12 protein-coding genes are annotated in these 13,920 nt (G+C 32.7%); 5 read left to right on the top strand and 7 right to left on the bottom strand.

The genetic code is table 11. The annotated features are described in order from the left end of the window. Positions 1–113: 113 nt before the first annotated feature. Entirely contained in the window at positions 114–1,421 is a 1,308-nt protein-coding gene (locus AT726_RS06035) for an IS1380 family transposase (protein ID WP_055275552.1), read from the bottom strand. A 1,945-nt stretch (positions 1,422–3,366) separates the two neighbouring features. On the opposite strand from AT726_RS06035, the gene AT726_RS13175 reads away from it, so the two are divergent. Beyond that, positions 3,367–3,549 carry a hypothetical protein gene (locus AT726_RS13175; RefSeq protein ID WP_335338323.1) on the top strand — a complete coding sequence of 61 codons (183 nt, stop codon included), beginning with the start codon at positions 3,367–3,369 and terminating at the stop codon, positions 3,547–3,549. Positions 3,550–4,161: 612 nt separating this feature from the next. Here AT726_RS13175 and AT726_RS06025 read toward each other — a convergent pair. Then, entirely contained in the window at positions 4,162–4,350 is a 189-nt protein-coding gene (locus tag AT726_RS06025; protein ID WP_055244884.1) for a hypothetical protein, read from the bottom strand. 756 nt (positions 4,351–5,106) lie between these two features. Here AT726_RS06025 and AT726_RS06020 point away from each other — a divergent pair. Next, positions 5,107–5,757: a hypothetical protein gene (locus AT726_RS06020; protein ID WP_055304551.1), complete on the top strand. Its 651-nt coding sequence runs from the start codon at positions 5,107–5,109 to the stop codon at positions 5,755–5,757. 19 nt (positions 5,758–5,776) lie between these two features. On the opposite strand, the gene AT726_RS06015 is transcribed toward AT726_RS06020, so the two are convergent. Beyond that, positions 5,777–6,682 carry a ComEC/Rec2 family competence protein gene (locus tag AT726_RS06015; protein ID WP_237252586.1) on the bottom strand — a complete coding sequence of 302 codons (906 nt, stop codon included), beginning with the start codon at positions 6,680–6,682 and terminating at the stop codon, positions 5,777–5,779. Between the two features lie 394 nt (positions 6,683–7,076). Further along, the gene (locus AT726_RS06010; protein ID WP_068759238.1) at positions 7,077–7,847 is read right to left on the bottom strand and encodes an alpha/beta hydrolase; all 771 of its coding nucleotides are present in this window, start codon (positions 7,845–7,847) and stop codon (positions 7,077–7,079) included. Between the two features lie 194 nt (positions 7,848–8,041). Here AT726_RS06010 and AT726_RS06005 point away from each other — a divergent pair, with 194 nt between their 5' ends. Then, positions 8,042–8,698 (top strand): hypothetical protein, encoded by a 657-nt coding sequence (locus AT726_RS06005; RefSeq protein ID WP_068759237.1) that lies wholly within the window; start codon positions 8,042–8,044, stop codon positions 8,696–8,698. A gap of 175 nt (positions 8,699–8,873) precedes the next feature. Beyond that, positions 8,874–9,437 carry an SH3 domain-containing protein gene (locus AT726_RS06000; protein ID WP_068759236.1) on the top strand — a complete coding sequence of 188 codons (564 nt, stop codon included), beginning with the start codon at positions 8,874–8,876 and terminating at the stop codon, positions 9,435–9,437. 43 nt (positions 9,438–9,480) lie between these two features. Here the strand turns inward: AT726_RS06000 and AT726_RS05995 are convergent, their stop codons facing one another. Beyond that, positions 9,481–10,806: an MATE family efflux transporter gene (locus AT726_RS05995; protein WP_237252588.1), complete on the bottom strand. Its 1,326-nt coding sequence runs from the start codon at positions 10,804–10,806 to the stop codon at positions 9,481–9,483. Positions 10,807–10,876: 70 nt separating this feature from the next. Between AT726_RS05995 and AT726_RS05990 the strand changes: the two genes are divergently transcribed. Further along, positions 10,877–11,692 carry a MerR family transcriptional regulator gene (locus AT726_RS05990; RefSeq protein ID WP_055244895.1) on the top strand — a complete coding sequence of 272 codons (816 nt, stop codon included), beginning with the start codon at positions 10,877–10,879 and terminating at the stop codon, positions 11,690–11,692. A 173-nt stretch (positions 11,693–11,865) separates the two neighbouring features. Here the strand turns inward: AT726_RS05990 and AT726_RS05985 are convergent, their stop codons facing one another. Both AT726_RS05985 and brnQ read right to left on the bottom strand, forming a co-directional pair. Further along, a complete protein-coding gene (locus AT726_RS05985) occupies positions 11,866–12,165 on the bottom strand; it encodes a (2Fe-2S)-binding protein (protein ID WP_055244897.1) in 300 nt (99 codons plus the stop codon). Positions 12,166–12,233: 68 nt separating this feature from the next. After that, the gene (gene brnQ, locus AT726_RS05980) at positions 12,234–13,514 is read right to left on the bottom strand and encodes a branched-chain amino acid transport system II carrier protein (RefSeq protein ID WP_068759235.1); all 1,281 of its coding nucleotides are present in this window, start codon (positions 13,512–13,514) and stop codon (positions 12,234–12,236) included. Positions 13,515–13,920: the final 406 nt, after the last annotated feature.

Here is a 13,920-nt window from a genome sequence, read left to right as displayed (position 1 = left end):
AATCTTAAATTTGAGTTAATTCATACTCCAAATCTCTAAAAAAGGGTAGACTCCCCCCTTGGTGATGTGTTTCTCTAAAAAATATCTCATTTTCAAAGAACGACTTCAGTCACTTACTCTAACTGAATGGCCTGAATCGTTTTTAAACAGTGATGGAAAACTTCTTTGTAAGGATGGTGACTACAGAGTTTGAACATGATTCTTCGTGATTGTTTCACTCGCTTGGCAGCGATTTTAATGAGTTTGATCCGTAAGGTTTCAATCTGCATCTTAGAAAACTCATGAGGTAATGTTAATCGTCTGAATCCATTGATGAGATTGTAAGCTAACACCATGAGTTGAATTCGGTTAACATTTGTCATCCAGTGCTTATGACTGACTTTATCCATTCTAAATCCATTTTTACACTCTTTGATATAGTTTTCCATCGTCCCACGTTTAGCGTATAGACTGATAACCATCTCCGGTCTTGTTTCCATGTTCGTCACTAAAAATAAATAATCGGGAATAAGTTCGCCTGCTTTTCGTCTCACTTGAACGATGACACGTCTTGGCCGATCCCAACTTTTTGCTTGATACTCAAACTCCCCATAGAATTGTTGAGAATATTGAAGTGAACACTCTTCCAAAAAAACATCCATTACTTCTTTAGCTAAACGATAGAGAGTAGCATTTGCCTTTAAACGGATCACATAGTTTGTGTTTAACGTTTCGCATAACTTATACAGTTCCTTATGAGCAAATCCACTATCTCCGCGAACGATTCGATAGCTCGATGGAAACCTCTTTTGATAGTGTGATAATAAGGGACCGATAAAAGAAACGATATTTCGTGAGGTATAAACATTCCCCGCACGAAGCTCAACTTTTAAACAGTCTCCAGTCATTCCATCAAAAACCATGAGAGGATGAAAGCCTTGTGCTTGATAGTGGGCATTAAAGGCCTTCCCATATTGATGACCATAGGTTTGAAAATGAGTGGAATCCACATCAAAAATAAAATGATTAGGCGTTTCGACTTGATAAAATTGCGATAATAGTTTTTGATTGATGAGTTCAAATTGCTTGCTTGTTTCCTTCGTCAATCGATGAGTAAAACGAGATAAAGTCGGTTGAGAAGCTAACGAGGGCTTATCAAGCAAAGTAGTTAATAAAGGGTCAACTCGTAACTCATCCGCATCATCAGCACAGTGATAACCAGCAATGGTTTGATAAATTTGTTGGAGACAGAGGTCGTGATTCGTATGAGTTCGAATCGCCTGATCAGTCTCTAAATAAAAATACTGTTTTAAGAGTTCTGGAAACTTCATGTGATGCATAAATTCTTGGATTAACAACAGTCCTGCATCCGACGTTAAATCCCCACCCTTGAAATTAAATTTAATCTTTTTATTGAAACGAAGTTGTTCTTGATGTATCATAAAAATGTAATCTCTCCTTAGTTTTGGTTTGGCGATTAAAACGATATCAAAAGAGAGATTATTTTCATAGTAAAATGCTTCACTTAAAAGGTGAAATAAAAAATAAAGAAAAAGCGTTGATTCCACTAAGGACTCAACGCTTTTTACATTTTTATAGTGAATAATTTAGGATAAATATGGAATATTTATAAATAATTAACTTATATGTATGATAAAAAGAGTTAATAAAGGAAATAGACGTAAAGCTCATGTGACAATAGTTGCCTTTGATAAAAATGTAGGAGCTTATTTATAGTCAGATAAAGGAGTTATTCAATAAGTTAATACGCATCAAAATATGTATAACTATCCTAAAAATAAATTCGTGGCCAGCTTCATGGAGAGCCCACAAATGAACTTTCTGACTGAGATTGTGACAAAGGATAAATATCTAATATCTGTTGTTATTAGAAATGAACGAAATCGTTGATGTCGTTGCACTAATGGGAGCAGAAAGTTAGATCCATGTGAAACATGGAGAAGAAATAGTCGTTGTGCAATAGATAAGAAGATGGGAATGAAATCGAGATGTATATCAATCTTAATTAGACGCACCTCTTCGATATGGAAATAGAAGAACGTATTTAATAAGATTGGTTAGGGATGACTAAAATTCAATCTTTTTATCTCACCTAATGCGTCATATAGCCATCAAAAAAGAAGGACTTAATAAAAAGTCCTTTTTTTGATTTTTGACTATTTTTTTGACAAATTTAGATTAATATCTAGAGAATTAGCTACAAAAAACCACTTATCCACAGAACCAAAAAGTTCCATGTGGAACATTTTTAGGAAATGTGGATAAGTGATGCATAATAATTAAGAATTTTGATTATCAGTTGTGACATAAATATGAGGAATAATCCAGGAAATAAGAAGCTAATGGTTACGATGATAAGGTGTTTTTTGTTTATCACTCATCGTGCAATGGATTTCTAAATTATAGCATTAGGTAAGAAATAGTTTCTCATGTTAGACTCAATTTATTGTGCATTTAATCTGACTTGCCAATAAGGGTTGAATTTGTTTACTAATTATCCATTAGTCAAAATAAAGATAAAATGATGATTTAATTTTGACTTACGTTACTAAAATAAACAGGAAATACTTAAAAGTTAAAGAAAATAAAAAGTAACTCAACTAATTTTATTTAATAAGATATTGATACGCTCTAAAGTACGATATCATGGCGAATTTATCGCTAAATCACAGGAGATTAGCGTTTATTTTTCGTTCTTTCTTCATGATGATACCGACATTAATTAATAGGAGCATCACTCGCAGATACACATGGAATCAGAGAGCGAATATCCCCAAGATAGCTAGAATAATAAAGATAAGCATGAGTAAAATGCTGTTGCTAGCAAAGTTGATATACGTGAAACCAACGATTGATAAGAAGTAGTGATTTTATAAACGGTAGAATGATTGAGTGTTTCTATAGTGAGTCTGAGTTACAGATATGTGATTAATCAGTTACTATATATAAGCCCGGATAAGTTCTTCATATCGTAAAAACTTTTAAGACCCTACCAGCGTTAGATACATTTTCTTCAAAATGGTAGGTACGACAAGCCCTAGTAGTTGAGGAAAAGATTTCTTTCGGAAATCACTAGGTAGCCTCGAGACTATAGGATGTCTTCTTAGCAAAGTGTTTTAGAAATTAAGACTGATTCTGAAAATGGAAATACATTTCGCTATACAAATCTCTTCAGAAGAAGTTAATTGAAGTTAAACTGAGTGTAATCATTAGTTTTAATTAATATAGAGTGTTACTAGAATCAGTTGAAAATTTAATAATTAAATTAGTGCTAGTTCGTCATGTTGTAAGCATCGGAAATTAGAAAATAAATTTATAGGTTCGACAGATGTAGAGTTATCTGAAAATGGGTTAAGAGAGACTACAATGGTGACTAAATTTCTACGTGAAAATGGAATTGAGTTTGATGGTGAGCCCTCATATCTTAAATACGTCATTGGAACTCTAGGGATTATTCTTTATGAGATGGTTTTAATATGGATTCCTGTTCGTATGCCATGGAAGGTAAATGAGCGTTCTTATGGTGCGTTACAAGGTTTAAATAAGTAAAAAACAGCTGAGATTTATGTGGAAGAATAAGTTCATAAATGGTGTTATTATGTAGGGGGGCGCCCACGAGGTTTAACAAAAGAGGACCGACGTTATCCAGGATATGAATTTAAAGATTATGATTTAAACCAAGAGGAGTTCCCGTTAACGGATAATGTCTCTAACACTGAAAACATGTTTGAGAAGAATGGATGAATATATTGTGTCAGATTTAGGGAGGTCGAAAGAAAACTCGTGATTATTGTAGCTCATGGGAGTACGTTAAGCGTGTTATAAAGTATGTAGATAATATTTTAAGCGAGGGGATTGCTAAATTAAATACCCCAACACCGTTGGGGTATGAATTAAATAATGAGTTAAAACTAATCTGAAACTATTATTTATCTCTAGATGGAATGATTCCTGAAGGGGGGGATACCTAAGCAGTTAGAATCATCCACAGATTAAGAAAAAGAAGTGATGATTTTTATCCATATGGAAGTCGAGATAGGAGATTTAGGAAAGTGTGGATAAAAAATGAGTCCAATCGGTGCGAAAATTGTTGAAATATGAGTTTTTGTGAAGAAAAAGACGTAAAAAAACACCTCAAATGTTAACTGAGGTGTTTTTTTACTATTCAAATAAGTCATCAAACTCTTCATCTTCAAGATCTTTTAGACGTTTTATTTCATCAGATTTAGCTTTTTGTTGTGCCACTTTTTTTATTACATGATTAGTACCCATACCGATTCCAACAATGGCTCCTGTAATTAAAAGAGCAGTAAGACCACGTTTTTTTATTTTTTTGTTTTGTATCTCCATTTTTAAGCACCCCTATTAATTAAAGTGAAGTAATACTATGCCTACATTATAACCGATTTTGTTGAATTTTGATATTATATAGCACATTTTATTAAATATTTTTACACCTTAATTAAGATGATGCATGATGAAACAATAGGATAAGAAATAGGAGAAATTGTAATCGAATCTTTCAGATTATAATTTCATTTTTAAACTACTCTTTATCCTTCACCACTTAGTTTGTTCGATGTTATAGAAGGAGGAGAAAGGGATCAATTTTTTGACTGATTTTATAAAAATCGTTCTTTTTTATTGTGTCTTGTTTATTCTTATTTTCTATTATCCTCTTTCATCTCCTCTCTTTTTTTGTCCTCTTTTTTTCTCTACTGGGGCTATTTTTTTATCATATTCCCTATTATCCTCTATGATTCTATTAATTCTCCATTTTTAAATACTATTATAAAACTCAAGATTAAGTATTATTAAACTTTTTCAACCCGCTTTTTCCAGTCAATCCACCACATCACCGTAAAGCTATAAAGCTGATTAATAGATATATTCTATAAATTAAAATACACATGTACGTAACTTGTATTGTTGGTTTGGGAAATAATTTGGTTGAATTTTTGTAGTTCAAGCATACCTGATTAGGGGTAAAAAAATTGTTAAATTATAAAAGAGAAGTTCGACATCTTTTGATGAGCATTTATCTTACATAAATAGAAGATGATTATTAAATAATAATTATGAATGCATGAATAAGGCGGTGAAGTGATGAACGTATTTAGAAAATTATTGTTCACATTTATTTCAATCTTTCTTTTAACCTATTCTGTAAAGGCAGCTGATGGGCCAAATCTAAAAGAAAGCGACTACTTGAAGAAAATTGATTTAATCTATCTAGAACTAAAAGATAGCCTTGGTTCCACAGAAAAAACAGGCGATTTAAATACTGATTTTTTAAATCAGGTCTTACAATATCAAAGAGCATTAATTGCTTTATCTAAAAATGAACTTCAATATGGTGAACGAAAAGAATTAAAACAGCCGGTCGATCAATTCATTGATGGGTTAAAATTAAATTTAAAGAAAATTAGTAAAGTTCAAAAGAAGGTTAGTGAGAATCCTGTTTATGATGAAACCAAAGAAGCTACCTATTTATCTAGCTATGAAGAGATTTATCAACAAATTTTAACGAATCTTAAAGTTGAAGGTGAGCAACCTACTGTTTTAATTGGGAATAGTATTGATATGGACTTTTTAACACGATTGTCAAAACAATGTGAGGTGTGGACGATCTTTATGAATAGTATTTTGCAACAAACGGAAGATGATGGGGTCAAGGAGTTAGCAAATGACTTAATTCAGAGTTCAGATAGATTAAAAGGTGAGATACAAGCATTAATTAAACAAATTGAACAATAGAAAAGGAGACTAAGTTAATTTAGTCTCCTTTTTGTTTGAAAGAAATAATCGTTTTTAGTTGTTGATGCACACTAATATTTTTTCCATCACTTCGAATGACGATAGGTCCATCACTCGTCATGAGTGTTTGGACATGATGTTTTGCTAATAATTCAAGCACCTCTGTATCAGCATATTCTTCTTCTGAACAAGTAATAATTCCATAGGTTGGTGAAATAGCTGTTAATAATTCATCGAGTTTTTCACTATATCTACCATGATGAGGTAATTTTAATAATGTATAGTGTAGTGGACTTGTCGCTAAAAATTCGCTAAGGCGGATACTTTCAGCATCTCCTGCAAATAGGAAGCTTTGGTCTCCATATGAAACAGAAGTAATGAGTGAATAGTCATTAGATAGTTCATATTCTTCTTGTAATGGAGGAGAAATGATGAATGTTGCATCATTCAGTTTAAAGGTCATATCATTTGCTAGATAAATGGGATTTAGTTCATGGTCTTTTAGTGCTTCTGTATATTGTTTATATTGTTTTGTATCACGGGTATAGTTAGGCTGAATCACCTTTGAAACAGCTACTTCATCTAAAATAGTTTCGGCTCCACCAATATGATCTTTATCTAGATGAGAAATAATGAGGTAATCAATGACATCAATTTGTTCTTTTTCTAGAAAATCTGCGATTTTTTCACCATTTTGATCAAGACCTGTATCAATCATCACCGTTTTATCCTCAACTTTAATAACGATACAATCCGATTTTCCTGTTTCGAGAATATTGATTTCTAAGGGAGCATCGCTTAAATTAACAGAGGTGCTAAGTCGATTTTCTTTACTTAAATCACCTGAGTGACAAGCGGATAAGAGCGTGATATTAATGAGAAGAAGCAATGTAAAATGTAGTTTTGAGGAAGAGGTTTTTGTCATATATAAAAACTCCATTCTATAACATCATTGTGAACCGATATTATTTGAATTTAGCATAGCACAAAATCATAAAAATCTCGGTAGTATTAGTATATAAAAAAAGTAGAAATTCATTGAAAATGATTTATATTTTATTAGTTTATCAATCGTATTTTGGAAACATAGCCTCACAATTTGAAAAAAATAATAGATATTTCGCATATAAAAATATGCTAATTTTAGTTTATATATAGTATGTTTGTCGTTTATTAACTTTAAACAGTAAAAAAATGGGTTTTATAGTGAGAAAGTGATAAGTTTAATCATTTTATAAAATGGGCTATTTGATAGGAAATCAGTAATTTTACTTTTCATTAAATAAATAAAAAGTTCGGCATTTGCCGAACTTTCAATTTTATAAAGGTAACCATTCGATTACTTTTTCGATGTAGGTATCCCAGAATTTCCAATCATGGATTCCAGGAGACTCAATATAAGTAAAATTAATAGCTTCTTGTTTTAGAAAGTCACGATAATCACGATTTTGTTCAATTAAGAAATCTTCTGTTCCACATGCGAGATAAATTTGTGGAATATCCACAGCTTCATTTTTCAACTTTTGAATTAAGGCTTTGTAATCTTTATCACTTCCGATAAGTTCATCTAAGTTTCCAAAGATACTTTCAAAATAAGAGCGACGTTCAAGAAGTGATTCAGCATCTGGTTTTGAATTTAGAACGCGATCTAAGATAAAGGCTGATGATAAGCCAGCGATATGACTAAATGTTTCGTGATATTTTAATCCATTTCGGACAGCTCCATATCCGCCCATTGAAAGGCCGGCAATAAAGGTATCTTCACGTTTTGGTGAAAGATGGAACATTTGTCGTGTTTGTTCTACAAGCTCACGACCGATAAATTCACCATATAGATGACCACGTCGTTCATCATCGACATAAAAGCTATTTTCTCCTGCCGGCATGATAACTGCTAAACGAGATTGCTCGGCAAGTAGACCGATACGTGAGCCAATCATCCATTGAGTGTGATTATCTGTAAATCCGTGTAAAAGGTAAAGTGTTTTAAATGGTTCACCTTTTGTTAGATGCTCGGTTGGAATGATTGCTTTATAAGTGACCATTCGGTTGAGACATGTTGAATGAAAATTTACTTCTACTATTGCCATAAAAATTCCCCCTAGGATAGAAATGATAATCCTACCATATCATACATCACTTGTTAAATAAAAGCGTTTACTGACGCTAGAAATAAAGATTATGTCGAAAAAATGAGAGTGAAAATAGGGATGATTTGTTTCGATTGAATTGCTGTTGCATAGACTAATACTAGTAAAAGAACTCGTTGTAGGGAGGATGAATCATGAAATTAAAGTGGGGGTTAATAGGGATTTTAATTGGAATTTTATCAGCATGTCAGTCGAGTAATCAACCAATGGATATTACTTATCCACAACCTTCTATAAATATTCCAGCTGAAGGACAAAAGCCGCCTATTGACTCCGAGGTAGAAATTAAAACACCAGTTTTAAAATCAGATCAAATCGAAGAACCTATTAATCAAACAGACGAAAATGAGGAGCGTGTCGATTCTCTTGTGAGTGCGACGGTCAATCAGGCAGTGGAATTACTACAGTTACAGATGAGTGAGAAACAACTCGCTGCTATTATTCATGAACCAACAGAGCAACAATTAGCTATAGTAGACCATTTGGATGTGATTGAATATAATCAAGAACCAAGTGATGAACGACTGTTGGTTATTCCACAACATATTGGCTCAAAGATTACAATTTATCAAGTTAGATATGAAGATGATAAGTTAATTGAAGGTACTCCTTTATTAGAGACACAAATTGTCGAAGATGGTCAAATCTTAGATATAGAATGTTCATTACCGGAAGGCATTCCACATACTAAAATTGTGATTGAGTATAAAGAGAATCGAGTCGATTATTTAATAACTTATGATGGGGTAGGAACACGGCCTCAAGTTGAATTTTTAGAAGATGAAAACTGAAGCATAAAAGATTCGGTCCAGCAGGAAACTGAGGCTGAATCTTTTTTAATTGGAGGATAATGTCAGTGAAAAATACATAATTATTCTACTAAATTATGATATGATTAATTAAAATAATAAAATTCTCGATTTATTTAATGATTTTGCAACAGGATTTAACACGGGAGGGATTAAGATGAAATCGGAGAAAAAAGATGAATTTGATGGAAAAGTCACTTCATGGACACAGAAGCTTGGTGTTTCAATTATCGGGCTTTTAACAGCATTAGGTGCGGGATTAATTGTTTATACAGGTGTTATGGCTGCTACGTATGAGCAACCTAAATCTGAAAATGATTATTTAACTTATGATAAAGTTGAAGTGGAAACATCAGATGATTCAATAGATGTAAATCAAGATACAGCGGTCGATCAAAAGCCAGAAGAAGTGACACCACCAGCAACAGATTCATCAAATGAGCAGTCGTCAGATCAAACACATGAAACTGGGCAGCAACCATCTGAAAAACCAGCACAACAGGAACAAACTCTGGTTCAAACAAATAATAATGAGGCTTATTGTAATGTTGATGGAGTAAATGTTCGTGCGAAAGCGGCAACAGGAACAGATATCATCGGAAATTTAGATGCAGGAGACAAGGTTAAGGTATTAGATCGTTATTATAGTGATGAATGGATTCAAATTTCTTTTGAAGGAGAAATTGGATACGTTTATGCGGAATATTTAACATTTAAATAATGAAAAGGGGTTATCTCATTTTGAGACAGCCCCTTTAATGTTTTTATTCATAATGATAATAACTAGCATATCTTTTCGTTAAACTAATAGAAATCACGACAGTGATGAACTCAGCAAATGGGATGGTTAACCAAATACCGTTCACTCCGAGGAGGATTGGTAAGAGGATAACACCGATGATGACGAGAATTAAACTTCTTAAAACTGAAATTAGTGCTGATACTTTTCCGTTAGAAAAAGCAGTGAACATAGCGGAAGCAAAAATATTAATTCCAATCGGTAAGAAACTAAAGGAGAACAGATAAAAGCCACTTTTTGTGATATGATAGACCTCAGTTTCACCACCGGTAAATATCTTAATAATGGTTGACGCAAGAATTAAGGCAAGTACAAACGTTACAACTGAGGCAACGCTAATGAAGTGATAGCTATATTTGATTAATTGTTTTAATTGTGGATGATTGTTTTCACCATAACTGAAACTAATTAAAGGGGCTGCTCCTGATGAAAATCCTAAGTACACAGACATTAATAAGAATTGAGCATATAAAACAATGGTAATCGAAGCAACCCCATCTTCACCTAAATACTTAATCATCATTAGATTAAAAAGAAGTGTCGTGACAGCTGTGGATAAGTTTGTGACCATTTCTGATAATCCATTTGACATACTTTGAATGAGAACATCCCATTTTAATTTAGGCTTCGTGAAATGAAGATAATTTTTTTGGTTCATGAAATAGATTGAACCAATCATAGAAGGAATTAAAAGTCCAATCCCTGTTGCTAACGCAGCGCCTGAAATCCCTAAATTAAAAACAACGATAAAGACATAATCAAGAATCATATTCGTAAATCCACCAATTAACGTATTTATGAGTCCTAATTTAGGATTGTTTGCGGTCACCATGAAATAATCAAACAATGATTTTAGGATTGCAATTGGCGTAAATAAAGTGATAATAAATCCATACTCATAACAATAAGAATAAAGATTCTCTGTTGCACCAAGAAGCTTTAGTAGATTTGTAAGAAATGTAAGTTCTATAATCATTAAGAACATCCCAATAATCACACTGCATAAAACAATGAATGAGAAATTTTGTTTCCCTTCCAACGAATTGCCTTCCCCAAATTTTTTTGCTACAATGGCACTACCACCGGTTGCAAACATAAATGCAATCCCATACGTTAAGCTAATCAGTGGAAGCGTGATATTAATGGCTGATAATGCATTTTGTCCAACAAATCGTGAGACAAAAATTCCATCAATGATCGTGTAAAGTGATAAAAAAACAATCATAATCATCGTTGGCGTTGTAAAAGCCATAAATGATTTAAAGGTTAACTGTTTACTATCTGTATTCATTAGGTTAATCCCACCTTTCTTAATTATCATAAAGTATATGGTTACCGTATAGTCAAGAGGAGCATGAGGTATGAATCAGTATTTTACGACTGGAGAATTTGCAAAACTTTGGGGGGTTAAAAAGCAGACCCTTTTTCATTACGATGAGATTGGAATTTTTAAACCAGCGATTAAAAAGCCTAATGGTTACCGTTACTATAGTTATCAACAGTTTGAAGTTTTTGGGGTGATTTCGGTATTAAAGGAAATGGGAATGTCACTGCAAGAAATTAAAACTTATTTAGATAGTCGCAGTCCAGAACAACTGATCCACCTTTTTTCTCAGAAGATAGATCAAATTGATCGAGAAATTGAACATTTAAAGACTTTAAAACAAATCATGCATGAAAAAGTCGAAATGACAAAACGAGCGATCTTGTTAATAGGCGATGAAATTGAGTTAAAGCAGATGGAAGCAGAATATTTTATGATTAGTCCTGAATTAGATCAATTTAATCATCGAGAATTTTTTGATCATTTATCTGAGTTTATGAAGCGGGAAGATTTTAATTCATATACGACTTGGGATTCTGTAGGAGTCATGATTGATCCACAGCGGTTAGCTAAGAAAGAGTATCTAGACTATACTCATTTTTATTCTCGAATCGAAGATGTCACTCAAGCTCAGACGGTTTTTTTGAAACCAAAAGGATTATATTTGATTGCTTATCATCGTGGGTCATACGATACAACGTATCAAACCTATGATCGAATGATTGAATTTGCTAAACAAAATAACCTGGAATTCTCAGGTTATTCCTACGAAGAGTTTATTCTAGATGAAATTTCAGTTATTGGATACGATAATTATTTAACGCAAATTCAAATTCAAGTTCAACTAAAATAAAAGGGACTATCTCAAAATAGATAACCCCTTTTTCTTATCAACTTAATGAATCTGTTAATGTAAACGGATGACGCAATATTTACAATAAAATTAAGGAATATCAAAGTTATCCACAAGTGATGCAACGTTTAAAAAATATGATGTAATGAAAAAGACCTTGCTTTGCAAGGTCTTTAATGTTTAAGTTCTAAAATATTTTCTAAGATTGGGATGCAGCGTCCACAGACTGTCCCTGCTTCTGTAAGCTCTTGGATTTTTTCAACTGTATCTGCACCATTTTGAACAGCAATCGCTACTTCTTCAACTGATACCTTTTTGCAGCTACATGCAAGATATAGAACATCCTCAATTTCTTTCATTTTTTCAGGAGTATCAGCTTGAATGGACGTCATTTTTAAGATGTCATCAATCGTACGAGCTCCTTTAGCTTGAGCATGACGAATTTCAATATATTCTTCTCTTGGTAAAGACATCGGCAATGCCTCCTTTCTGTATAGATTATATTTTTAGAATGAGAGATTACCTCCGTTAATATACCTATTTATAATTCTTTAATAGGACTTTTGACGGTTAATAATTTTTTAGTGCCAATCATTTCTCCTACTATTGCGACAAGTAAAGATGGTAGAAGCCAGTTTAAACCTAAATTTGCTAAAGGTAGTTCATTCATAAATGAAACATTAGCGGCAGATAGAGCACTGATTAGTAATGTTGTGTATCCTGCAAAAACGAAGGATAAATTGTTACTAAAGAATTTTTTTAAGACACTTAAAATAACTAGGATAATGGATACTGGGTAAATAATAGTTAAGATAGGAACTGATAGCGCAATAATTTGATCGACTCCAATTGTTGAGGCAATTGTGCTAAAGGTACAAATACAAATAGCGATGTGTTCATATTTTAGTTTTTTGTTTGTCACGTCTTCGAAATATTTACTTGTAATAGAAGTTAGACCAATTGCTGTTGTTAGGCAAGCTAATGCGACAATAATACCTAAAATAATTGTTCCTGATTGTCCCATTAATTGATGAGTAATTGCAACTAATAAAGCAGTTTGAGAAACAGAGGCATCAAATTGATTAGAAACAGTTGCTCCTAAGTAAGTTAACCCACCGTATATTAAGGCTAACCCACAACAAGCAAGTATCGTTGCGTTAATCGTTAACTTAATACGTTCTTCCTGTGAGGTATATCCTTTCCCTATGAAAGAAGCTATCATGAATGCAGTGATTCCTCCAACTCCTAAAGCATCCATTGTTTGATATCCTTGCGTTAATCCAGTAACGAATAATTCATTTGAATTAATCTCATTATTTAATGTTCCAAGTGGAGATATCATTCCTTTTCCAATCAAGAAAGCTAGACAAATTAATAAAACAGGAGTTAGGAACTTCCCGATAATATCCATTACTTTTGTTGGACGAATCGTTAATATAAGGGTTAAGGCAAAGAAGATAATTGAGAAAAAGACTGAGTTTACTCCTGGAATTAATGGCGTAATACTTAACTCAAATGTAGTTGCGGCTGTTCTAGGAATAGCTAAAATTGGCCCTAAACAAAGCATCATAATAATTTCTAGGCTTAGTCCAAAATTTTTACCTGCACGTCCAACAATGGATTGATAATCACCACATTTAGCGATGGCATAAATTGAAAGTAAAATAATTCCGACATCCCCTAAAACAAACCCTAAAAAGCTTGTTAACCATTCACTTCCGGAAGTAACCCCGATAAATGGTGGGAAAATTAAATTACTTGCTCCGAAAAATACTGAAAATAATGCAAATCCTACAATAATGATATCTTTTTTTTGCTTCATCTTTTTTTCTCCTCTTTTCTATCGTATGAATAAAAAAACCACATAGTTTCAATAGACTATGTGGTAATTCGATAAGCTTTTAATAAAAGGGCCACATAGTTTTTTATCTATGTGGCATCTATTTTATATAAGAGATAGCCATCATAGAGACAAACGTCTAAAAGTTTGTACCTATGATGGGAATGACTCCAAGCATAAATACAAACTTAACAATAATAGCTATAATCATACAGATTAGTTAATGTTGAATTCATCTGGCGACATCCTTTCTTAATTATAAAATATGATTGAGCTTATTATACTAAAATTTCCAAATGAAAGCAATTAATAAGGATTAAATAGATTAATAAATCTTTCGACATTTAAAGTGAAATTAATTTAAAAATAGTATTTGTGATTTAAATTT

Source organism: Turicibacter sp. H121 (assembly GCF_001543345.1).
Lineage (GTDB): Bacteria > Bacillota_I > Bacilli_A > MOL361 > Turicibacteraceae > Turicibacter > Turicibacter bilis.
Note: the sequence above shows the minus strand (reverse complement) of the source record. Positions and strands in the feature narration are given on the sequence as shown.

Excerpts from the sequence above, each read along its gene's own strand:
- AT726_RS06035 (WP_055275552.1), bottom strand. The coding sequence starts at position 1,421 with ATGATACATCAAGAACAACTTCGTTTCAATAAAAAGATTAAATTTAAT.
- AT726_RS13175 (WP_335338323.1), top strand. The coding sequence starts at position 3,367 with ATGGTGACTAAATTTCTACGTGAAAATGGAATTGAGTTTGATGGTGAG.
- AT726_RS06025 (WP_055244884.1), bottom strand. The coding sequence starts at position 4,350 with ATGGAGATACAAAACAAAAAAATAAAAAAACGTGGTCTTACTGCTCTT.
- AT726_RS06020 (WP_055304551.1), top strand. The coding sequence starts at position 5,107 with ATGAACGTATTTAGAAAATTATTGTTCACATTTATTTCAATCTTTCTT.
- AT726_RS06015 (WP_237252586.1), bottom strand. The coding sequence starts at position 6,682 with ATGACAAAAACCTCTTCCTCAAAACTACATTTTACATTGCTTCTTCTC.
- AT726_RS06010 (WP_068759238.1), bottom strand. The coding sequence starts at position 7,847 with ATGGCAATAGTAGAAGTAAATTTTCATTCAACATGTCTCAACCGAATG.
- AT726_RS06005 (WP_068759237.1), top strand. The coding sequence starts at position 8,042 with ATGAAATTAAAGTGGGGGTTAATAGGGATTTTAATTGGAATTTTATCA.
- AT726_RS06000 (WP_068759236.1), top strand. The coding sequence starts at position 8,874 with ATGAAATCGGAGAAAAAAGATGAATTTGATGGAAAAGTCACTTCATGG.
- AT726_RS05995 (WP_237252588.1), bottom strand. The coding sequence starts at position 10,806 with ATGAATACAGATAGTAAACAGTTAACCTTTAAATCATTTATGGCTTTT.
- AT726_RS05990 (WP_055244895.1), top strand. The coding sequence starts at position 10,877 with ATGAATCAGTATTTTACGACTGGAGAATTTGCAAAACTTTGGGGGGTT.
- AT726_RS05985 (WP_055244897.1), bottom strand. The coding sequence starts at position 12,165 with ATGTCTTTACCAAGAGAAGAATATATTGAAATTCGTCATGCTCAAGCT.
- brnQ (WP_068759235.1), bottom strand. The coding sequence starts at position 13,514 with ATGAAGCAAAAAAAAGATATCATTATTGTAGGATTTGCATTATTTTCA.